The 23,156-nt window shown below is 52.1% G+C and carries 15 protein-coding genes; 10 read left to right on the plus strand and 5 right to left on the minus strand.

The annotated features are described in order from the left end of the window. Positions 1 to 73: 73 nt before the first annotated feature. Complete coding sequence (locus QNH46_RS02200) at positions 74 to 1,987, plus strand: LTA synthase family protein (RefSeq protein WP_283926725.1); 1,914 nt, start codon at positions 74 to 76, stop codon at positions 1,985 to 1,987. Between the two features lie 252 nt (positions 1,988 to 2,239). Further along, entirely contained in the window at positions 2,240 to 5,323 is a 3,084-nt protein-coding gene (locus QNH46_RS02205) for a copper amine oxidase N-terminal domain-containing protein (RefSeq protein WP_283926726.1), read from the plus strand. 191 nt (positions 5,324 to 5,514) lie between these two features. Here QNH46_RS02205 and QNH46_RS02210 read toward each other — a convergent pair whose 3' ends face one another. Then, a complete protein-coding gene (locus QNH46_RS02210) occupies positions 5,515 to 6,129 on the minus strand; it encodes a GNAT family N-acetyltransferase (RefSeq protein WP_213590828.1) in 615 nt (204 codons plus the stop codon). Positions 6,130 to 6,320: 191 nt separating this feature from the next. Between QNH46_RS02210 and QNH46_RS02215 the strand changes: the two genes are divergently transcribed. Further along, positions 6,321 to 7,349, plus strand: coding sequence for a phosphotransferase (locus tag QNH46_RS02215; protein ID WP_283926727.1), 1,029 nt, complete (start codon positions 6,321 to 6,323; stop codon positions 7,347 to 7,349). Continuing rightward, the gene (locus QNH46_RS02220; RefSeq protein ID WP_213591083.1) at positions 7,321 to 8,319 is read left to right on the plus strand and encodes a glycosyltransferase; all 999 of its coding nucleotides are present in this window, start codon (positions 7,321 to 7,323) and stop codon (positions 8,317 to 8,319) included. Before QNH46_RS02215 ends, QNH46_RS02220 begins: the two co-directional genes overlap by 29 nt. A 42-nt stretch (positions 8,320 to 8,361) precedes the next feature. On the opposite strand, the gene QNH46_RS02225 is transcribed toward QNH46_RS02220, so the two are convergent. The 4 genes from QNH46_RS02225 to QNH46_RS02240 all read right to left on the minus strand — a co-directional run bounded on the left by QNH46_RS02225 (position 8,362) and on the right by QNH46_RS02240 (position 13,570). Further along, complete coding sequence (locus QNH46_RS02225) at positions 8,362 to 9,534, minus strand: ABC transporter permease (RefSeq protein WP_283926728.1); 1,173 nt, start codon at positions 9,532 to 9,534, stop codon at positions 8,362 to 8,364. Further along, a complete protein-coding gene (locus QNH46_RS02230) occupies positions 9,531 to 10,223 on the minus strand; it encodes an ABC transporter ATP-binding protein (protein WP_244996422.1) in 693 nt (230 codons plus the stop codon). Before QNH46_RS02230 ends, QNH46_RS02225 begins: the two co-directional genes overlap by 4 nt. Before the next feature lie 14 nt (positions 10,224 to 10,237). Continuing rightward, on the minus strand, positions 10,238 to 11,605 hold the full coding sequence (locus QNH46_RS02235; RefSeq protein ID WP_283926729.1) for an efflux RND transporter periplasmic adaptor subunit: 1,368 nt from the start codon (positions 11,603 to 11,605) through the stop codon (positions 10,238 to 10,240). A 213-nt stretch (positions 11,606 to 11,818) separates the two neighbouring features. Next, a complete protein-coding gene (locus QNH46_RS02240; RefSeq protein ID WP_283926730.1) occupies positions 11,819 to 13,570 on the minus strand; it encodes a putative bifunctional diguanylate cyclase/phosphodiesterase in 1,752 nt (583 codons plus the stop codon). Positions 13,571 to 13,954: 384 nt separating this feature from the next. Between QNH46_RS02240 and QNH46_RS02245 the strand changes: the two genes are divergently transcribed. The 6 genes from QNH46_RS02245 to QNH46_RS02270 all read left to right on the plus strand — a co-directional run bounded on the left by QNH46_RS02245 (position 13,955) and on the right by QNH46_RS02270 (position 23,122). Continuing rightward, positions 13,955 to 15,304 (plus strand): glycoside hydrolase family 30 protein, encoded by a 1,350-nt coding sequence (locus QNH46_RS02245; protein WP_283926731.1) that lies wholly within the window; start codon positions 13,955 to 13,957, stop codon positions 15,302 to 15,304. A 254-nt stretch (positions 15,305 to 15,558) separates the two neighbouring features. Next, positions 15,559 to 16,494 carry an ABC transporter permease gene (locus QNH46_RS02250; RefSeq protein WP_283928322.1) on the plus strand — a complete coding sequence of 312 codons (936 nt, stop codon included), beginning with the start codon at positions 15,559 to 15,561 and terminating at the stop codon, positions 16,492 to 16,494. 18 nt (positions 16,495 to 16,512) lie between these two features. Next, complete coding sequence (locus QNH46_RS02255; RefSeq protein WP_283926732.1) at positions 16,513 to 17,400, plus strand: carbohydrate ABC transporter permease; 888 nt, start codon at positions 16,513 to 16,515, stop codon at positions 17,398 to 17,400. A 139-nt stretch (positions 17,401 to 17,539) separates the two neighbouring features. Then, positions 17,540 to 19,213: an extracellular solute-binding protein gene (locus QNH46_RS02260; RefSeq protein WP_283928323.1), complete on the plus strand. Its 1,674-nt coding sequence runs from the start codon at positions 17,540 to 17,542 to the stop codon at positions 19,211 to 19,213. Between the two features lie 413 nt (positions 19,214 to 19,626). Continuing rightward, entirely contained in the window at positions 19,627 to 21,543 is a 1,917-nt protein-coding gene (locus QNH46_RS02265) for a cache domain-containing sensor histidine kinase (protein ID WP_283926733.1), read from the plus strand. Then, entirely contained in the window at positions 21,518 to 23,122 is a 1,605-nt protein-coding gene (locus QNH46_RS02270) for a response regulator (RefSeq protein WP_283926734.1), read from the plus strand. Before QNH46_RS02265 ends, QNH46_RS02270 begins: the two co-directional genes overlap by 26 nt. The last annotated feature ends 34 nt before the right edge of the window (positions 23,123 to 23,156 follow it).

The following is a 23,156-nucleotide window of genomic DNA, read 5'->3' on the forward strand; positions in this document are numbered from 1 at the left end:
GTTCAATGCACTGTTTAGATAAGTATAGGGAAGTAGTTTTATTAGATATACCGGGCAAAGGAAAGGATGGAATATGGATCGAATCAACGCATGGTACAAATCGAAGCTGGTCGTGAACGGGACGCTGCTCGTTCTCAAGCTGCTGCTGCTGCGGACGTTCTTGTTCGGCAATATCGCCTGGGGCGGCCTGCCGGGGGAATTGTTGTCCGTACTGGGGGTGTTATGCCTTGTAGAATTGGTGACGCCGACCAAAAGTAAAGGAGTTGTATTTTGGAGCCTCAATGCGGTATTTTCATTCCTGTTCTTCTCATCGGCTCTCTATTTTGCCCATTTCGGAACGGTGCCGACGTACGCCGTCTTAAGCGGGTTAAACCAGGTTCCCCAAGTGCGGGCCAGCGTTGGCGCGCTGCTGCGGCCAGAACAGTTTCTGTTCTTTGCGGACTTTGTGCTTGCCGCAGGCTGGCAGATCGTCCGAACGGTCAACCGTCGCCGAAGAGGCGTGGTGCACACGTTCTTCACTAAGCAGCAAAAGAGCCGGAAATGGGTATGGAATTCAGCCGTGTCCGGGCTGCTGCTAATGAGCGCAGTCTCTTCTGTATACTATGTGCTCGAGGGCAAGCAGATCGACAATGAGCTCGTCCGGGCAGAGAAGATTGGACTCCTGAACTATCAGGTTGTTGCTGCGGTCAATAATCGGGCAGAGGACCGGATGATCGCAGAGGGAAACATCGAACAGACGCGGGCCAACATCGCCAAGCTGCAGAGCAGCTACCCTTACCGAACCAAGGCGGATGCCGCTGCAGCTCCAGATTATTTTGGGATCGCTCAAGGGATGAACCTGATCGTGATCCAGATGGAATCTTTTCAAAATTTCCCGATCCACTTAAAGCTGGATAACGGGGCTGAGATTACGCCGGTATTAAATAAACTGGCCGAAGAGGGCATTTATTTTCCGCATGTATATCAGCAGATCGGACAGGGAAATACGTCGGATGCCGAATTTATGTTCAATACCTCCATCTATCCGACTGCAGCGGTGGCGATGTCTACCGGCTATGGCAACCGCGAGCTGCCAAGCCTGCCTAGACTGCTGCAGGAGCGGGGGTATTTGGCCAATACGTTCCATATCAACAAGGTCACGTTCTGGGATCGAAACAAGCTGTACCCAGCGCTTCATTTTAACCAATATTACGACAAGCCTGCCTTCAATAACGATCACTTCAACGACTACGGGGCATCGGATGAGGAAATGTACCGGGTCGGCGTGGAGAAGCTGGCGGATCTTCATGCAAGGAATAAGCCGTTCTATGCCCAGTTCGTAACGACCTCGAGCCATTCGCCATTTATCGTGCCGGAATCGTTCCAGCAAATCGAGCTGCCGGACAAGCTTAAGGGGACGAATTTGGGGAACTACATCAATGCCGTTCATTATACAGATTACGCCATCGGCCAACTGATGGGGCAGTTGAAGGAAGCTGATTTATGGGACAGCACGATGCTCGTGTTCTACGGCGACCATTTCGGCCTTCAGCCTCATGAGACGAGCAAGGAGGAGATCGCGGCAAACCTGGGCATTCCTTATGATGATACGGTCAGCCGGTTCAACATTCCTCTGATCATCCATGTGCCCGGCAAGGAGCTCGGCATTGTGGAGGAGCGGGCGGGGGGGCAGGTCGACATGCTGCCGACCGTTGCCAATTTGCTGGGGGTCTCCCTGGACGAGGAAGGTTTTACCGCTTTAGGCCAGGATTTGCTGAACATTGACCGCAATGTGTTTGGCGTACGTTACTATTTGCCGACGGGCTCTTTTTTCAACGATGAAATTATGTTTACTCCCGGACAAGGCTTCGAGGACGGACAAGCCGTATCGATCAAAACGCTGGAGCCGGTTGCGGATTTCACCCGGTATCGCCAGGATTATGAGTACGTGATCTCGCTAATGAAGCTGTCGGACGAATATGTTAAGCTGCTGCCGAAACGCCGGTGATAATATCTTTATTTCTGCTTGATTTGAAAAATGCCTTTCGGGACTGGTGTCCCGGCAGGTGTTTTTTTAATTTTTCGGCTGCAGGCGCCTATTTAGGCAGAAGGCAAATGCCTTATCCCGACAGGCGAATTATGCATTTATAAGAAAAAATTAGAGTTCCTAAGAAACTTTTGCTCGTCCAGACACGTCAAATAGTCAAGGCAATGCCAACATGGGTAAGAAATATATACCAAGACATAGGAGGTTAAGCATGTGAGGAAAATTTGGGCTACTATACTATCAGCACTCTTAATTTTTCCATTAGTATTACAGACACCAGCTCAAGCAGCACAAGCCATCAGCATTTATATTAACGGGGTCAAACTGCCGACGGATCAAGCGCCGGTTCTGGTTGGAAGCCGGGCCATGCTGCCCCTGCGCGCTATTTTTGAGGCGCTGGATGCAGAGGTAGACTGGAATAATAAGACGAAGACCGTGTCCGCCTGGAAAGATGGCACGACCGTCGTACTAAAGATCAATGCCAGAACAGCCACGGTCAACAACCAAACGTTGAGCCTTGACGTACCTGCGCAGATTCTCCAGGGAAGAACGCTGGTTCCGGTCCGCTTCGTCAGCGAAGCTCTAGGCGAGGATGTCGTGTGGGATGCTTCCAGCAAGACCGTGTATATTACAACGAACAGCAATCCGGTGTCAGCCGATCCTGTCACATACGTATCGGCCAGAGATATCGCCGACAACGGGGATGGCCGCGATATGCAGATCAGCTTCTCGCGGGCTTCGAATCAGTCCTCCATCGACCACTACCGGGTCATGGTCGTTAAGGCGAACAAAACGTCCGGATTTAATCTGGCCTCGGCCCTGAAGGTGCCTTCTGCCAACTATACAAGCGTAGCAGTCGGAAGCATCGATCCGACAATTACGTTAACCTCGCAATCCCGTGACGTTGAAGGGGATTTGATCAAGGCAGGACAATCCTACGTAGTGTACGTAGTTTCTGTCGGCAAGGGCAACTTGGCTAGCGCCCTGTCCTACCCATCGTCTTCCATTACGCTGGGCACCAAAAATTCGGTGGCGGCGGTGTCGAATGTAAGGGTCACCGACGTCAGTGACTATGGAGACGGAAGAGATCTTTATGTAACCTTTACGAGACCTTCCAAGGATAGCGATATTTCCAGCTACCGTATCTTTGTCGTCAAGACGAAGGATGCAAGCAAGTTCGATCTTGCCACGGCGAACGGGCTGTCCAGCCAATATTACACCGTTGTCAACAAAACATCGAACAGCACGCTGTCGACAGCGTTAAGCTCAAGCGTAAGAGATTCTGCCGGGGACTATATCAGGAACGGTGTGCCTTATACCGTATTCGTACAGTCGATCAGCAGCAATACGGGCAGCGCAGCACATAAGCTGTCTGCCGCATCGTCTTCGATCACGCTGAGCACGGGATCGGTAGCGGCACCAGTGATTACGCAGGTGCTTGATGAAAGCGATTATGGGGATGGCCGCGACCTGCGCATCAGCTTCACGAAGCTGGCCGATGAATCCAAAATTAGCGGCTACCGCGTGTTCGTCGTGAAAGCCAGCGATTACGGTTCTTTTAATCTGACGAAGGCCAACAATGTGTCCAGCTCGAATTATACCGAATGGAACAAAGACGGCTATAACTTTAATCGTAACTTGCCTTCAGGAGCAAGGGACGTAGACGGAGCGACCATCCGCAACGGGGTCAACTACCGGGTGTTCGTGATGGCGGTAGGCAGCGGCGCTTATGCAGGCAACAATGCGCTGTCCAGCCCGTCCTATGCTATTACGCTGCTTAACAATTACAGTGTAGGCAAGGTTTCGAATCTGAACGTCAGCGATGTCAGCGACTACAATGACGGCCGCGACCTGCTGGTATCGTTCAACCGTGCTTCGGATGAATCCAATCTGAGCCATTACCGCGTCCTTGTTGTCAAGGCTTCTAATGCGGGCAAGTTCGATCTGGCGAAAGCGAACGCCGTATCCAGAGAGAACTATACGCAAATTAACAAAGGCGGCAACAGCTATGTAACGCAGGCTCTGTCCTCTGGCGCAAGAGATGTTGACGGTGCGGCCATCCGCAACGGGGTCAACTACCGGGTGTTCGTGCTATCGGTAGGTAGCGGCAGCTATGCGGGCAACAACGCGCTGACTGGGCCATCCTCCGCGATCACGCTGAGCAACAACTATAATATTGGCGCCATAAGCGGCCTGGATGTACAAGACGTGAATGACAATAACGATGGCCGGGATCTGCAGGTATCGTTCACCCGCGCTTCCGATGAATCGAATATTAGCCATTACCGCGTCTATGTGGTCAAAGCCGCCAATGCAGGCAGCTTTAATGCTTCTAAAGCGCTCGGGGTTCCCGCAGCAAACTATACCCGCGTCGACAAAGCCGGATCCTACTTGAGCTTTACGCTTCCTTATAACGCGCGGGATGTGGATGGAGCGGCCATTCGCAACGGCGTAAGCTATCGCGTGTTCGTGCTCTCTGTAGGCTATGACGGCTCCGCAAGCTCAAGCGCATTATCCGCTGCTTCAGCGGCAATTACGCTTAGCGGCAACAGTGCAGTAACGCCGGTCGGGAACTTGTCGGCGGCGGTCAATGGGAATCATGGCGACGGACGGGATATTGTCGTCAACTTCACAAGATCAACCGCAGAGAACAATATCGCTGAGCATCGCATCCTGGTTGTGCCGGCAAGCCAATATTTCGGCAAGGAAGAGGCTAACGCAGTTAGATCGCCTAACTATACAGTGGTCTCGGCAGGCAGAGATGTCTCCCAGGCTATGACGGCTTCCACGCGCGACGTGAACGGCAACGGGCTGAAGACGGGCGAAGCCTACCGGGTATACGTTCTGTCCGTATCCAAGAGCGGCACGGCTTCCTTGAACGCTCTGGCCGGTCCATCCGGTGACATCCGCCTGACGGCCGTTGATCCTGCTGCTCCTTCGGCAACGGGTGTCAGCGTTTCGGCGGACGGTAACTCCGCAAGCCTTATCGTCAGCTTCACCAAGCCTGCGAACGAGAACGGCATTTCCTCGTATGCGGTCCTGCTTGTTCCGGCAGGCGAGGGTATGAACGAGTCTCGGGCGAGCGGATTGGAGTCCCGCTTGTATAGAACCATCGGCAAAGGCGGAACGCCGATTGTGACATTTACGGAGGCCGATGTGGACGCCTCCGGCAATGCGATTACAGCAGGCACGGCTTACCAAGCCTATGTACTGTCCATTGCTGACGGAACGAACGCTACCGTGAACCGGTTGTCCGATCCGTCCAACTCCGCAGCCCTGACCATTGCCAATCCTTAAGCAGTAGAATGGACTGCGAAAGCGGGAGCGGCGGCAATAATAACAGGCAGGAGTTCTGAAAGTATTGACGCAGCTATCGAAAGTATTAGCGCGTTACGGCATAAGCTCACCATGGCTGAACGCAACAAACCAAGAAAGAACCTGAGGCAATGCCTCAGGTTCTTTGCGTATGCGCTGATTTGGACAGCTCGTCACTTCACAAGATGCACGGGCGGCGGGCCATCGCCTTTTAACAAGCTAAAGCAGGCGATATCGATGAATTTGCCGTCTTCGAATTCGGACTCGCGCTCGATGCCCTCGTGGCGGAAGCCTAGCGAGAGCAGTGTGCGTTGGGCGGGCTGGTTGCCTCCCTCGATCCGTGCTTCGATCCGGTTCAGCTTCATAGAATCGAAGCCAAAGGCAATAAGTGCGTTTAACGCCTCTTTGAGCAAGCCTCGCTTGCGGTACTCGGAATGAAGATCGAATACGAGCTCTGCCTTGTAATGAGCTTTGTTCCAGCGGTAAAAACCGCAGGATCCGATCAGCCGGTTGCTGTGTTTTAAATAAATGCCGAAGCGAATTCCCCGCTGCTCCTGATAGGGAGTCATAAACCATTCCTGTATGCGGTGTGCAGCGGTCTCCCGTTCCGGAACCGCCGTTCTGCGGGAATCCTTGCTCGCCTGAATGTCCAGATGCTTCTCAGGCCCCTGGCGAGTCTTCATCATTACGGAATTTCCATACAGCTCTGCAGCCGCCTCCATATCCTCCAGCGTCACTTCTCGCAATTGAAGACGCTCGGTGGATAGGGCGGGGAAGCGGTCAAACATGGTGATCCTCCTTGGCACATCATTATTCTGCGGTCCTAGTATCCATATCCTATATATTATAACCGATGATTGCCATAATCGCTTCTTGAGACGGATTGCAAACCCCTGTTTTTTTCATCGAAACCTGTCGTTTGACAATCAAACCTAAGGTTAGTACCCTTACAATAATAAACTTGTACCCGAAAGGTAACATGAACAATATGCAGGAGCCGAACGATGTTCTTATATATGTATCCGAGAGCGGCGAGCTTAATGACCGCTATGTGTGGAAAAGGGAACAGCTGTACCAGGGCATGAACGGCAAGTTCGTAGAACGCTTCTATCCCTCTCCCGAACGAAGCTACGTTTTCAAGCCGGTAACCCATGAAGGGAACGGGGATCGCGAGGCCTGGGTGTACGAGCATGTCCTATCCTCCTTCCCGCCTATATATCCGCAGCTGATTGCGTGTTCTGCGCCTGGCCGGGGCGAGGCGGGCTGGGGCATCTTCGAGGATCTAGGGACGATCAGCCATCGCTTCGACGTTAGGCATGCCCTGCTTGTGGCTAAACAGATGGCCTGGTGGCATTCTTATCCGCCCGAGCATTGGGGCGATGTCCCGGATACGGGGCAGAAGCCGGGGCTGCGGCAGATGGCTGCTGACCTGTCCGAGCGAAAGGACGAAGCGGAGCTTGCCTTGGAAGCAGCGGGACTGCCTCGCAGGTGTGTTGATGATATTCTGTGCAATATGAATCAAGCGGGAGCCGGTCTGTGGGCGGAGGAAGCGAAGGTACTGTCGCACGGGGATCTGCACCTTGGCAATTACACAGTTACGGAGAGCGGTGAACTGTACATCCTGGACTGGGAGCACGCCCATCTGAACGTTCCCTTCTGGGATTTATATTATCTGATCGATATGTCGCACCCCCGGTATCCCAAGCAGATGACGCTGGCTTACCGCGAGCGGATATTGCGGTACTACCTGAAGCAATCTGCTTATTACGGCAAACCGTGGGAGGACGAGGAGACATTCATGGAAACGTACAGCCTGTTAGCGGCGGTATTCTCGCTATGGATGCTGATGCTGATTGCGAATGATCTGCGGCAGGATGGAGGCGTCTGGTCCAATGCCGAGCTTCTGGCTCAACGGAGCGAGGTAAAGGCCAGCTTGTACGATTGCTGGAGCAAAATTACACAGAAAGGACAGCATGCCAGTGAAAAAGGTCGGACTAGTTATGCGTAAAATCCAGTTTGCCGAAGCCCAGGGGCCGCGCGTATTTGCCGAGCGCCTCCAGGCTTTGGCGGCTGAGCTTGGAGTGGAAATCATCTTTATTTCGCCGGAGCGCCATGTCAGCGGCCATGACTGGATTCCCGGCTACGAACATGAGAAAGGAGATTTGGTCAACTACGACATCGTACTTGACCAAATTTATGCCCAGGGGATCGAGCATGTCATCTTTACGGTATCGGGATTCACTTATTTGAAGATGTTCATCAAGAACAGCGTTCTGTTTCCGCACAGCTTCCCGGATCCGGCCTTAACAGGGTACGAAATGATGAAGCCTTTCTACAGCATCGTGGACAAGGCTATCGTGCAGACCGAGTTCCTGAAAAAGCAGCTGGACAGCGTGTTTGGCGTTACCGATGTCGATGTGATTCCGATCGGCTTCAGCGAGGAGCTGGCGAATCGTTATTTCGATCCGGGTGCGATCGTGCATAACCGCGTGCTGTGGATCGGCCGGGATGAGGAAAACCGCCGGCCGGATCTGGTACTGGAATATGCCCGGCGCAATCCGGACCGGGAAGTGTACATGGTATTCGGCGGCGAGCGTTACCGGGAGAGCATGAAAAAGTATAATATTCCGGGCAACGTCAAGCTGCAGTTTGCTTTGTCGCAGGCCGAGATTTTTCAGCTGATGAATTCAGCCAAAGTATACTGGAGCTGCTCTAAATTCGATACGTTTGCGATGCCGCTGACGGAAGCGCTGGCCATGGGCAAAATCGTCGTGAAGCCGGAGCATCCCTGCTATGACCATATCAGCTCGCGGCATGCCTTCGCCGGGAATGAGCACAACTGGTTCGAGCTGGTCAATATGGCGCTGGATTCGCCGCACTCCCATTCCCTGGATAACCGGGAATATGCTTTTGGCAAATTTTCGAGCACGGTGATGAAGGAAGGGTATCGCCAGTTTTTTGATGGATGGTTAAAATAATCTATTACAATAATCTTCTTGTGAGCTGGACCGAAATGCAGCTTAGTCGGTGCGTAAAGCGTAAATGGGCCGCAGCTTGGCCGCTTTGTTGGCCGGAATCACGCCGAATACGATGCCGATGAACAGCGAGAAGCTGAAGGAGACGGCCACAATCGACATGGATACCTCGGTACTCAAGGTCGACATGCTGGAGATTAGGGCGCTGGCTCCATAACCTAGCGCGACGCCAATCAGGCCCCCGAAGCCGCTCAGCGCGGTAGATTCGATCAGAAATTGGAGCAGAATGTCTCGCTTCTTGGCGCCTATCGCTTTGCGCACGCCGATTTCCCGCGTTCGTTCACTGACCGATACAAGCATGATATTCATAATGCCGATTCCCCCGACGAGCAGGGAAATACCTGCGATTCCTCCCAAGGCCAGCGAGAGCATCTGCGTGGTCGAATTCAGCGTGTCCATCATCTCCTGGGCGCTGAAGACGCTGTACGCATTGTCGGCATACATGAACTTCTCGTCCAGCCAGGCCTTCAGCCGCTCCTGTGTGCTAGAGACGAGCTCGGTTGAATCCGCCTGGACGGTGTAGGAACGAATCCCCCGGCTTTGCAGGAACCGTTCGGCCGTCGAAATCGGAATGAGGATTTTATCGTCATTGGAGCCCGTTGCGCTAGTGCCGATCGTCTCCAGCAGGCCAACGATTTTGAAGCTTACCCCGTTTAACTGCAGCGTCTGGCCCACCGGATTATTGATTCCGAAAAAATCGCTGGCCACCTCGGAGCCGATCACAGCTACCTTCATCCGGTATTCATTATCGATATCCAGAATGTAGCGTCCGGATTGGACGTGGAAATTCTTCACCTCTTCGTAGGCTGGCGTAATGCCTTCCACCGCATACGTATCGTTTACGGTTCCTTTCTTCACCGTTGCATTCCCGGAAATGACCGGGGAGACGGCTTTCACCCCGCTGATCTCCTTCAATTCCATAACCTCTTCATAGCTTAATGAAGTGGTCGCCCCCCGGCCCATAATATTAACGGTAAGCAGGTCGGTGCCGAGCCCTTGAAGCTGCTTGGTGATGGAGGACGCCGTGCCCTGGCCGACCGAAACCAGCGTAATTACGGAGGATACGCCGATAATGATGCCCAGCATCGTCAGGAAAGAACGAGTTTTGTTGCCTGCTACGCTTTTAAAGGCCATTTTGATGGACTGGTAAATATTCAAGGCTCATTCCCCCGATCTTCGACGATTTTGCCGTCCATGATCCGGATGAGGCGTTTGGCCTGCTCGGCAATGCTCAGGTCGTGAGTAATGATGATAATCGTATGGCCCAGCCGGTTGAGCTCCTGCATCTTGGCCATCACCTCGGCGCCTGTCTTGCTGTCGAGCGCTCCTGTCGGCTCATCGGCCAGCAGCATTGGCGGCTTGCCTGCAATGGCCCGGGCGATCGCTACTCGCTGCTGCTGGCCGCCCGATAATGCCGAAGGTCGGTTATGCATGCGGTCCTCGAGTCCGACGAGCCGCAGCGACTCCTCGGCAGCCCTGCGCCGTTCCTTGTAGGGGACGTTGCGGTAAATAAGCGGCAGCTCTACATTCTCGAAGGCCGACAGCTTGGGCAGCAGATTATACTGCTGAAAGATGAAGCCGATCTTCTCATTGCGGATTTGCGCCAGTTTGTTGTCGGACAGTTCGCGGACATCCTGGCCATCCAGCAGGTAGCGACCCTCGTTTGCGATATCAAGGCAGCCCAGCATATTCATCAGGGTGGATTTACCTGAGCCGGAGGGGCCGATGATAGCGACGAATTCGCCATGATGGATGGTAAAAGAAATATTTTGCAGCACCGGCATCATTTCTCCCGCCATGATATAGCCGTGGCCGAGGTCCTTAACTTCGATTAACGGTTGCGGCAATTGTGCGGTCAATGTCATTGGAAGCCGCCTCCGCTTCTGCGCATAGCTCCTCCGCCGCCGGACGCGCCGCCGCCAGGTATGACGCCGCCCGTACCTCCGCCCATTCCGCCGAAGCCTGCACCCGGCATGCTGCCGCCAGGCATCATTTGCTGTCCAGCTTGATTGTTGGAGGAAGCGGATCTTCGGACCGTTGGAATGACGACCTCATCGCCTTCCTGCAGCCCGTTCACAATTTCGATGCGTGTCTCGTCATGAACTCCGACCTCGACCTTCTGCATCAGTCCTCCTGCCGGGTTCCCGCTGCTTCCTTGCTGCGCTTGCTGCCTCTGCTGCCCCTGCTGTCCTTGTGGTCCTTGCTGTTCCTGCTGCTCTGGTTCAGGTGACGATACATTCGGATTCGGCTTGCTCCGCCCCGTACTAGCCGGCGCTTCTAGGCTGGAAGCCGTCTTGACAGCGGAAGGAAGGATGACCATATCGTCCTCTCCGACCTTCTGCACAGCCTCGATAGGCAAGGTCAGCACATCCGTTTTCTCTTCCAGAATAATTGTGACCTCCGCCGACATCCCTGCGCGGATGCCTTCGGACTTGTCCAGCTTCACGGTTACATCAAACAGCGACACCCCGCCGGACGCTTTTCCTTCGTTGGCAATGCCGGTAACGACGCCCGCAAAGGTCTGGTTAGGGATAGCATCCAGCTTGACCTCGGCCCGCATGTCTGTTTGCACCTTGGGGATATCCAGCTCATCGATGCTGACGGTCGCGCTTAGCGCTTGATAATCAATAAGGGTGAAGAGTTCATTCCCTTCCTTTGCCCGCTCGCCGGAAGAAATATGGACCGCCGTTATCGTTCCGTCGATCGGTGCAGTTAACGGGTCTGGGGCGATCATATCTTCTTTTAGCGAGGCGATCTCATCCTTAATCGTCTGGATGTTTTTCTCCTGTTTGGTGATGGACAACTTGATAGAGGCGAGCGACTCTTCGGTTCCTCCGTCGTATACTTCACGTTTGTACTTGTCCTGCAATTCCTCCAGATTCAGCTGCTCGTTTTCCAGGGAGGACTCCTTGGCGGCAATGCTGCCGCTGAGATCATTGTCCTCAAAGGTTAGCAGCGTCTGTCCCTTTTGGACGACATCGCCCTCCTTGACCTTCACTTCGGCAACGACGCCTTCGTCTTTTGTACGTACCGTCTCTTCTTCCGTGGAAATAATGCTGCCGGCTCCCGAGACGCTGACGAGAATATCTCCTTTGGCAACCCGGGCTGTGCTCTGTTCCATAACGGGTTGCTGGGCCTGCTTGTCTTTCGCCAATATGATGTAAAGCACGGATGCAATGATCAGGATGGCAGCTGCTCCAAGGCCGGGCCATAGCCATTTTTTCTTCATCACGCCATTCCAACTTTCTTTAAAGTTATGTAGATCCTAAAATTAGACAACTTCAAGAATAGTTTACAGAGCGTAAATGAAACAAAGCTTAATCCAAACTGAATGTTTGCTGAAAGTATGGTAAGCGGCGGCGCGGGCAAACGACGCAAAAAAGGCTTATTGCTAAAATCGCTCGTACGATTTCGCAATAAGCCGTCTAAGCCTTTCAGGCGTTTATTTGCATGTTGATTCATGAAGCACCAGGTCTTCCTTGCAGGTTGCCGTTCTTAGCAGCTGTTCGGCAGCCTGTTCATCCAGCGGCCGGCTGTAATAAAAGCCTTGAATTTGATCGCAGCCGATTTCCTGCAGGAATTTGAACTGCTCCTCGGTCTCAACGCCTTCCGCCAGCACGGTCATACCTAAAGATTTGCCCAGCTCGATGATCGAACGGAGCAGCGAGCTGTCCCGCTGGGAGGAGGGGGTTTCCTGGATGAATGTCCGATCGATCTTGAGCACCTGTAAAGGCAATGTCTTCAAATAGTAAATGGAGGAATAGCCCGTACCAAAGTCGTCTAGCGACAGGCTAATGCCTTTTTCCTTGAGAGAATCGAGCTTTTCTTTAATCATCATCGGATTATTGATGAGCGATTCCGTCAGCTCCAGTTCCAAATATTTCGGGTCTAGTCCAGTCTGCTCCAGTACATGCTTGACCATATGTACAAATTGGGGGTGCCGGAACTGGACCGCAGAGACGTTCACCGAGATCGGAAGTTTCGGGTATCCGGCATCCTGCCATTTTTTATTCGTGCGGCAAGCCTCCCACAGCACCCATTCTCCCAATTGCACGATAAAGCCGGTATCTTCGGCGATCGGAATAAACGAGGCAGGTGAAATGCGCCCCAGCTCGGGATCATTCCAGCGGATCAAGGCCTCTAGTCCGGTAAGCGCTCTAGTAGCTGCGTCGATTTTTGGCTGATAATGGAGCTCGAATTCTCCTTCGGTGAGGGCCCGCGGCAGCTTTTTCTCGATATTGACCCGCTCCAGCAGTTTATCCAGCAGGTAGTAATCGAAATAGTGCGGTCCGTTGAGTACCTCAATTTTGGCTTCCTTCATCGCGAGCTCGGCATGCTTGAGCAGAACGGCCGACTCGCAGCCGTCATCGGGGTAGAGGCTGATTCCCATCCCGAATCCTAGCGTGATTTCGTCATCGGAGAGAATATACGGCCGTCTTAGGACGTCGTTCAACTCAATTGCGGTCTCATGAACCTGCAATGGATCGTCGATGCCGGAGAGCAGGACGATAAAATCATCTGCAAAGCTGCGGCAAATCGGCGTTCCCTCAGCCAAGGTACTCTTGAGTCTCCGCGCTACTTCCTTGAGCAGCTCGTTGCCAGTGCCTTCGCCGTAGCTTTCATTGATGTAACGGAACCGGTTCAGGTTCAAGCGAATGACGGCGGCGGTGCGGACATTCATTTCCGGCGCCTGGAATTCTTTCTTCATCGCTTCCCGGAAGCCGTTATTGTTCAGCAGTCCGGTGAGAGGATCGAAATAAGAGAGCATTTTGATTCTTTGCTCGGAGGCGTCCCGTTCTTCCATTTCCTTGGTAACATCGAATTGCAGGCCGATGAAATAGGTTGGCTCGCCCTCCGAGTTAATGACAGGGCAAATAATGAACTGGTTCCAGAACGTGCTTCCGTCTTTTCTGTAGTTTTTAATCGTCACAGTATCGGTCCGGCCTTCCTTGATCGCCTGCCGGATAACCTCTAAATGGGCTTCATCCGTCTCTTCGCCTTGCAGAAACCGGCTATTTCGCATGAGCACTTCTTCGCGAGTGTATCCGGTAATCATTTCAAAGCCCTGATTGACGTAGACGAGCGGGTTGTCCTTTAAATTAGGATCGGTGATGGCTAGGCCGATCCCCATCTTATCAATAGATCTCAGCAGTGTGGCCGAATCGATCAGTGATTCGATACCGGAATGACTCAATATATTAGCCCCCTCAAGTTGACCGCGAATTATGTAGGACTTATGGAATAAGCATATTGGATTATGCCTTAAAAATATCATATTGCGGAAGGTGCAGGAAATCAATGGATAGCATATATGAAAATCAGGGAAAACGGTGCTTTTTGTCGAATTTTTTCAATCCCTTTGGACATTTAAAAGGGGCAGGGCCATGTTACAGCTCCCGGACGGACCGAAATTTCGTGTAAGGTCACTAAATTTTGTATTGGTTTGACGGGATAATTCGCTTCATTTTAAGATTTAAGCAAGTTTTTAAGCTTAAAGGGTGAAAGCGCATACGAAAGGGCCCCCTATCCCTGGAGTAGGCGCTTTTCTCCATGATACTAAACAAGGAGTGGGTAGGACATGGCCAGACAAGCAAAATGCATTGTGACATCCAAGCAAACGAATGAACGCCTCAAGGAGCAGGGCAAGGTGTCATTTCAGCTAAGGGCTGAGGGACAGAGTGCCGATTTGGAGCTTCAGCCGGGCTTGCGTTACCAGCGGATCCTCGGATTTGGCGGGGCATTTACGGAGGCAGCCGCTTATACGCTGTCCCGCATGAGCCCGGATAAACGGGAGGAGGTCATCCGCAGCTATTATGATCCGCAGGAGGGGATCGGTTACACGATCGGCCGTGTGCATATCCATAGCTGTGACTTCGCTCTGGAGAACTACACTTACGTGGAGGATTACGATACCGAGCTGAAGACGTTTGACATTGCCAGGGATCGTAAATGGGTTCTTCCTCTGGTTAAGGATGCGGCCCGCACCCGAGGCGGGGATATTATGATGCTGGCCTCGCCATGGAGTCCGCCAGCCTGGATGAAGACGAACGGGGATATGAATCATGGAGGAGCGCTTAAGCCGGAATACCGCGAGGCATGGGCGCGTTACTATACGAAATTTATCGAAGCGTACCGCGCGGAGGGCGTGCCGATCTGGGGAATCACGGTCCAGAACGAGCCGGCGGCGGTTCAGACCTGGGATTCCTGCATTTATAGCGCCGAGGAGGAGCGGGATTTCATTAAGGATCATTTGGGTCCGGCGATGCATGCTGCCGGTATGCAGGACGTGAACATTCTCATTTGGGATCACAACCGGGATATTATGGTGGAGCGCGCAAGTGTGGTGCTGTCCGATCCAGAGGCGGCGAAGTACGTCTGGGGAACGGGCTTTCACTGGTATGTGAGTGAAGACTTCGACAATGTCGGCAAAGTGCATGATTTGTTCCCGGACAAAGGCCTCCTCTTCACGGAAGGCTGCCAGGAGGGCGGCGTGAAACTGGGGGAATGGTTCACCGGTGAACGCTATGGCAGGAACATGATTGGGGATTTGAATAACTGGACGGAAGGCTATCTTGACTGGAATATCGTGCTGGATGAGACGGGCGGACCGAACCATGTGAACAATCTGTGCGATGCACCGATCATTGCCGACACGGTTACAAATACGCTCCATTATAACAGCTCCTATTATTACATCGGTCATTTCAGCAAATTCATCGCTCCGGGAGCGGAACGCATCGGCTTGGAGTCGCGGACAGCAGGCGTGCTCTCCACGGCGTTTGCCAATCCGGATGGGACGCTTGCTGTTGTTGTCATGAATGAAAGCGAGGAGCTGCGGAGCTTTACGCTTGGTCTGGGATCTGAGGTGCTGGAGGCACGGCTTGAGCCGCACTCCATCATCACTTATGTCATCGAAAGTAATGAGTAGATAGAACTCAAATCCCTCTTTGCGGGGCCTGGCGATCATTCGCCAGCTGCTGTAAGGGGGATTTTGCTTTTTTGCGGCCGAAATTTGGGGCCCCTCAAACGAAATCTGAAGCCTTACGGCCTAAGGGGATAGATCGTACAATAAACTCAAATGGATGAAAATGCTTTCATGGATACGCATAGGAACGAAACGAACAGCTTGGAGGTCAAACTATGGAACTAGAGCAGAGTGCCGAGTCAGCCGCATTGTCAAAGATGGAGAATATGCGCCCCGAGCCGCCTCGCCGCCACTGGCTGAGGAAGCTGCACAGGCAAAGGCATATTCAAGTGATGGCTCTGCTGGGCATCGCCTGGATCATTCTATTCAACTACGTACCGATGTACGGAATCATTATCGCTTTTAAGGATTACAGGATTATCAGAACCATTGCCGAGGCGCCCTGGGTAGGGTTTGAGCATTTTAAAGCCTTCTTCGAGGACGATAATTTCGTGAACGTCATGAAGAACACGCTGGGTATCAGCCTGATCAAGCTGATCATCGGTTTTCCGCTGCCGATCATCTTCGCCTTATTTCTGAATGAAATACGCTCGCTTCGCTATAAGAAGGCGATCCAGACGATATCTTACTTGCCGCACTTCCTGTCCTGGGTCGTTCTCGGCGGGATATTGACGACTTGGCTGGCGGACGTGGGAATCATCAACAATATATTGTTGGCGCTCAACCTGATTAAAGAACCGATTTCCTATCTTGCCGAGCCGGACTATTTCTGGGGAATCATCATTACGTCCGATATCTGGAAGGAGCTGGGCTGGTCAGCGATTATTTATCTGGCAGCTATCTCCAGCGTATCGCCCGATTTGTATGAAGCCGCTACGATTGACGGGGCGGGAAGATTTCAGAAAATGTGGTACGTCACGCTGCCATCGATCAAGGGAACGATTTCGATCCTGTTCATTCTGGCTGTCAGCGGTGTCCTGAATTCCAATTTCGATCAAATTCTGGTGCTGCGCAACGCTCTCAACGAGAGTGCCAGCAATGTCATCGATATTTATGTGTACCAGACAGGGATGCTGTCCGGACGCTTTTCCTACTCCACTGCGGTTGGTCTGTTCAAATCGGTGATAGCCCTGATCCTGCTGCTGATCGCGAACAGCGTAACCAAGAAGCTGAATAATACATCACTCTTCTAGAGAAGGAGCCGAGCGGACATGCTGAGTCTCAATCGAAAGACCAAGGGAGAAGCCCTCTTCGACCTGTTGAATAATATTGGAATGCTGTTGATATGCTTCGTAACTTTATACCCGATCTGGTATGTCGTCGTAAACTCGCTGAACGAGGGCGTGGACGGCATGCGCGGCGGAATTTATTGGTGGCCCCGGATATTCAGCTTTGAAAATTATATGGGCGTCTTCCGGAATTCCGGCATTATGACGGCGATGGGCGTTACGGTTGCCAAGACGCTGCTGGGGACGGTCCTCCACGTATTTTTTACGGCGATGGTCGCTTATGCCTTCTCCAGGCGGGAGCTGATCGGGGGCAAGATTTATATTTTTATCGGTACGGTAACGCTGTTTTTTGGCGGGGGATTGATACCTACCTACTTGCTGATGAAGGATTTACACCTGCTGGACAATTTTCTCGTATATATTATTCCGGTTATGTTCAGTTTCTTTGATCTCATCATCTTCATGACCTTCTTCCGGGAAATTCCGGATGGGCTGGAGGAAGCGGCGGAAATCGACGGGGCCAACGATTGGTCGATTTTTGTCCGAATTATCATTCCGGTGTCGATGCCGGTCATCGCTACAATCTCGCTGTTCCACGGCGTGTATCAATGGAATGATTACTTCACCGGAGTGATTTACATGAACAACATGGATTTGCAGCCGATTCAGACCTATTTATACCGGGTCGTGGCCCAGTCGAGCTCAAATCAGATGGTGGCTCAAATCCCGGGCGGCATTGGCAAAACCGTAACATCGCAATCCCTTAAGCTGGCGACGATGGTCGTCACCACGATGCCGATCGTTTTTGTCTATCCATTCCTGCAGCGCTATTTTGTTAAGGGGATGATGATTGGTTCGATCAAAGGGTAGGGCCGAACGAGGGAGGCAGCATACGGATGTCAGAAGCCTTCCGCTTCCAAGTGGTAGTCCCTCTTGCTAAATTATAGTGATCCGTTAGCGAGAGTCATATTATACTTATTTCAATGAAGAAAAGGGGTAATCTTGCATGATGGCGAAGCCTAAGACAAAGAGTTTTGCAATGCTTCTCTGCGCGCTGCTGCTAGTTTTGTCGACAGCATGCTCCAGCGGAGGCGGAAGCAAGAACGGGAACGGCGCTGAGCAGCCGAATGGTGAGCAGCCGGCCGAGGAAGTGAAATTGACGGAAAATGATCCGGGCTGGAAAGTAGATACGTCGCCGATTACATTTGATTGGTATATTAACTTTTCCTGGTTCCCGAACAAATGGGGCGTAGATATTACGAGTCAATACGTGACGGAGAAGACGGGGGTTAACATAAACTTCATCGTTCCGGCTGGTAATGAGGCGGAGAAAATGAATACGATGATCGCTTCCGGCAACCTTCCGGACTTTATTACGCTGGGCTGGTATGAAGACGCTGTCAAGCAGATGATCGAGGGCGGCCTGGTGCTGCCGCTCAATGAGCTGGCCGATCAATATGATCCTTATTTCTATAAGGTAACGGACCCGGCGAAGGTTTCGTGGTATACGCAGGAGGACGGCAATATTTATGGATACCCGAACTCATCCTCCTCGCCTGAGGACTATAAGAAGTTCGGAGATAATCTGACTTCGACGCAGACATTCCTGGTGCGCAAGGATATGTATGAAGCGCTGGGCAGCCCGGATATGCGGACGCCGGAAGGATTTCTAAAGGCGCTTGATGATGCCAAGAAAATGTTCCCGAGCATTAACGGGCAGCCGCTGATTCCGCTGGGCATGTACGATTTCCACGAGAAGGGTAACGCGTCTTTCGAGCATTACATTCAGAATTTCCTGGCGGTGCCTCATGAGAAGGATGGCAAGCTGAACGACAGATTCACCGATCCTGATTTCGTAAAATGGCTGAAGACGATACGCAAAGCCAATGAAATGGGATTGCTGGCTAAGGATGTCTTCATCGATAAGCGTCCGCAAATGGAGGAGAAAATCGCTCAAGGCCGTTACTTTGCAATGCTGTACTCGCGGTCAGATTTAGCGGCCCAGCAAAACGCATTGTATGCTGAGGATCCGAATTCCGTATATATTGCGGTAGACGGTCCGGCGAACTCCAACCTGGATCAGCCAACGCTGGCGGGGCCATCGATTTCCGGCTGGACGGTCACTTTAATTTCCAAGAACGTGAAGGACAAAGCCCGGGCCATCCGTTTCCTTGATTACATGATTTCGGAAGAAGGCCAGCGGGATACCTTCCTCGGGAAGCAAGGCGTAACCTGGGATACGATCGATGGCAAGGATCAGTTCCTGCCGGAAGTCGAGGAATTGCTGAACAGCGACCGCAGCGCGTTCGATAAGAAGTATGGCGCTTCCCATACGTTCTGGATGCTGATGGATACGAACATGACTCCGGCCTGGGCGCCGCCGGCGGTTGAACCGTTCAAGCAAATGGAAGACTGGACTCGCGGTAAGACGGTGAGCCTCTCGCAATACGATCAGATCGATCCGGTCGGCAATTCCGACGAAGGCATTATGAATACGAAAATTTTGCAGGAATGGGGCAGGGTATTGCCTAAACTGCTGTTGGCCAAATCGGATGACGAGTTCGATCAAATCTGGGAGGCTTACTTGAAGAAGCGCGACGAGCTTGGCTTTGCTAAGGTTCAGGCATACAAGCAGCAGAAGTTCGAAGAGAATGTGAAGAAGCTTGCCGAATTTATTCAATAGGTGAATAGCTTGTTTTGCTACGGGGTACCCCATTTCGGTCTTGGCCGAATGGGGGCCCCTTTGGCCGTATTTTCAAGGATTATAGCTTTTTGATAAAATTCCATTTATATAAATGGATTTGTAGTAGTTAGTTTTTGCAATAGAGAAGGGAAGGTAGTTTTAAATGGATTTCATGTCGTTAGAAACAGAGGAATGGCCAATCATGGGCTGGATTCTTGATTTTAGGTGCGTGAAATCCATCTAATCCCCTGAAATCTTCGCTTAGGGTGAATTTAGTTACAAGAATTCCATTTAGTGTACCGACAGTTTGGTGAATGTCGTCTTGATGTAAGCATTTCAGTGTACCGACAGTTTGGTGAATGCGACAGTGATTTTATATAGCGTATTTCCGCGCAGAACAGGAAGTGCAGAGGATGAAGCAGCGTATGATGTCGGCTTTGCAGCCGGTTCTATTCTGGCTTAAGCGCAGATCGATGCAGAGCCGTCTGGTCACCGCATATATCGTCATTATTTTGATACCGAGCATCATTATCTCCAATTATTTCTTCAATGAAATCAGCAAGACGTATACCCGGGATGCGGTGAAGCAGAGTCAATTTATGCTGGAGCTGGAGAAATTCCATATCCAGAAGCAGATTGAGGTGATGGACTCCGCAGCGCAGATTACGAGACTGGATCAGGAATTGATCGATTATTTAACCCTGAGCGAGGAGCCGGGAACGATCGAACTGTTGGAGCTTTCGCGGGGAACTTTTGCCGATTTCAGCCGGATTCAATTTAATAATCCCAGTATTCTCCATTGGCGGCTGTTCGGCAACAACCCCCTGATTCAGGAAATATGGCCGATTGTGTTCCAGGAGAAACGGATTGAGAAGGAGGCCTGGTTTGCTGAAGCAAGCGCGCTGGGCGGGGCGGAAATGTGGGTGTTCCAGGACGGCGACCGGGACATTATGAAGCGATATACGTCCGAGCCGAACGTCGATCAGCCGAAAATTTCCCTGCTGCGCGAAATCAATGAAGGGGGCAGGCATGTCGGCATCATCAGCATCGAAATGCTGCTGAAGGAGTTTTCTCCGAAGACGTTTGCAGGCATTGGCGACGTTGATTACCAGATGATGATCATGGACGATAGCGGAAAGCTGTTCATGGATCAGCGGCGGAGCATATCCAGCGACAGTGAAGCGTTCGTGAAGGAAGTGCAGCGGCAGTTTGCCGGGCTGCAGCAAAGCGGCGAGGAGACCAGCAGGTTCAATGTGGATGACCGGTCATATTTGATTACGGCTTCTCCGGTAGAACGGATTGGGGCTCACTTGATCAACGTGATATCCATGGAAGAGCCGATCAATCACATCGCGCAATTGAAGAAGCAAATTATCGCCGCCAACATTATTCTCATTCTCGTGCTCTCCATCATTACATATTTTTTGAATTCGATGATATTAAAAGGCTTAAGAAGACTGACGGATGCGATGAAAAAGGTGCGCAGGGGTGAGCTCAATACGACAGCTCCACGGCTTGAAGAGAGCGGAGAGGTCGGGGAGCTGGCGCATCACTTCAATAAATTGCTGCAAACGATTAACGAGCTGATCGCTCAGGGTGTGCGGAAACAGGCGATTACGAAGGAGGCGGAGCTGCGGACGCTGTACAGCCAGATCGATTCGCATTTTCTGTACAACACGCTGGAGAATATCAAGATGCTGGCTGAGATCGAGAATCAGCGGACGATTTCCGATGTGCTGACTTCTCTGGGCGGGATGATGCGCTACAACTTCAAATGGACGGGGGAATATGTCAAACTGAAGGACGAAATTCGTCATATTGAGAACTACATCGAAATTATGAATATCCGTTTTGACGAGCCTGTAGTATTGTCGTTGGACATACCGCCGTATTTTATGGAGCTTGAAGTGCTGAAGATGTCGCTGCAGCCGCTCGTAGAGAATAGCGTTAAATACTCTTGGCCGGACGGGGGAAGCCAGAAGCGGGAAATTAAGATTACGGTGAGGGATTGGGAGGATAGCGGAGTTGTCATCACAGTGGCTGATAACGGAGTCGGCATGGATGAACTTCTTGTCAGCCAGATTAACGCCAGCATTGTGGCCGTCGGATTACAGGAAAGGGAAAGGGTAGGCTTCGAGCGGAGCGAGGAGAAGACGGAAGGGATCGGTCTCAGAAACGTCCATGAACGGATATTGCTCTACTACGGGAAACCTTATGGTCTGGAGGTCTTCAGCGTACAGGGACAATATGCCAAGGTCGTGATGAGAATCCCGAAGGTGCTGCTAACAGGGAGGGGGATGGACATTGAGAAAGCTGTTGATCGTAGATGACGAGAAAAATATCCGGTTAGGATTAAAAATGATGATTGAGCGCGAATTCCCGGGCTCATACGCTATCATGATGGCCACCCAGGGGGAAGAAGCCTTTGCGCTGTACCTCAGTGAAGGGGCGGATATTGTTATTACGGATATCCGTATGCCGGTTATGGATGGAATCGCCTTGATTGAGAAGCTGAGCGAGACGGACACCGGATTGCTAGGGGAGAAGCGCCCTAAGCCCAACATTATCATTCTAAGCGGCTACGAGGATTTCGAATATGCGCGGGCCGCCATCAAATATCAGGCGCAGGAATACTTGCTGAAGCCGATCCGGCGGGATGAGCTGTTTGTCGCGCTGCGCAAATGCGAGGAGGACATTGAACGGCGTTCCCGGCTAGCCGAGACGATCGCTGGAGCAGAGTCATACCGCCGGAAGCTGCAATCCAGCCGTTTGCAGGAGCTGCTGCTGCAGACCGGGCTTGCCGATCAGGAGCGGCAGGAGCTGGAGCGGGAAATTGATTTTGCGAATTATACGGTTCCCTTTAATGTTGCCGTTGCAGCCTATAAATACGAGGATGGGCGCGAAATGAAGCGCGGCGAATTGATGGCGCTGGCCGAGGAACTGCTGCAGTTCGTAGAGGGCCTCACAGTGAATGCGGCTTTCCACGACCGGGAGGGCCGGGTCGTGCTGATTGGCAGCTCCGGCGAGAAAATCGCCGAGCTGGCGCAAATAGCGGAAGGCAAGGGACTCAGCGGCCTGCTATTCGGGTTAAGCGAGGTAGGGGAGCATCTGGAGGATATCCCGAAATGCTATGGCCAAGCGCTGGAGGCATTGCAGTTTTCCTTCATTTATCCCCATGTCCAGTTGATCAGGCATCAGGACATTCAGGGGCCGCGGCTGAATTATGCCGTGCCGGAGGAGGAAATCCGCAAGCTGGGCAACATTCTGGGAACGAATCGTGAGAAGGAGATCAGTCCTTTGCTGCATGCTATTTTCCATAGCGAACAGCTGGCCGAGCTGGATATTCATTATATCGAGCGCATTAGTCAGAGGATCAATGAGCAGGTTCTGGACGAAGTGTTCCGCGTATATGGGGAAGCGTCTGTGGAGGTGCTTAAGCTGTACCGCAAGGTCGGTACGATGAGCCGATTCCGCCATTTTCATGATTATTTCAAATCTTTGGAGCAGCTGCTGTTCAGCCTGCACGAGTATATCAAGGGCATTCGCTCGGCTCACTCCGAGCATGGCGATATGAAGGAAGCGGTGGCTTATATCGAAGACAACTATCATCGCTCCCTGAATATGGCCATCGTCAGCAATCACGTGTCCTTGAACTATTCTTATTTCAGCGAGGCTTTCAAAGCGTTTACCGGAGAAAGCTTCGTCGTGTATTTGAAAAAAGTAAGAATTCGTAAGGCCAAGCAATTGCTGCACGACCATACGCTTAAGCTGGCAGATATCAGCACGGCTGTAGGCTTCGAGACCGCGAAGCAATTCTCTCGCGTGTTCAAGGAGCTGGAGGGAATATCGCCGTTCGAATACCGGGCAAAGCTGCTGTCGTGTCAGGATCAGCCGCATTGCCAGGCGTGAGCAGGGCGGGCTCGGCAATATAGCATGCTGTGTG

Origin of the sequence: Paenibacillus woosongensis (assembly GCF_030122845.1) — a bacterium.
GTDB lineage: Bacteria > Bacillota > Bacilli > Paenibacillales > Paenibacillaceae > Fontibacillus > Fontibacillus woosongensis_A.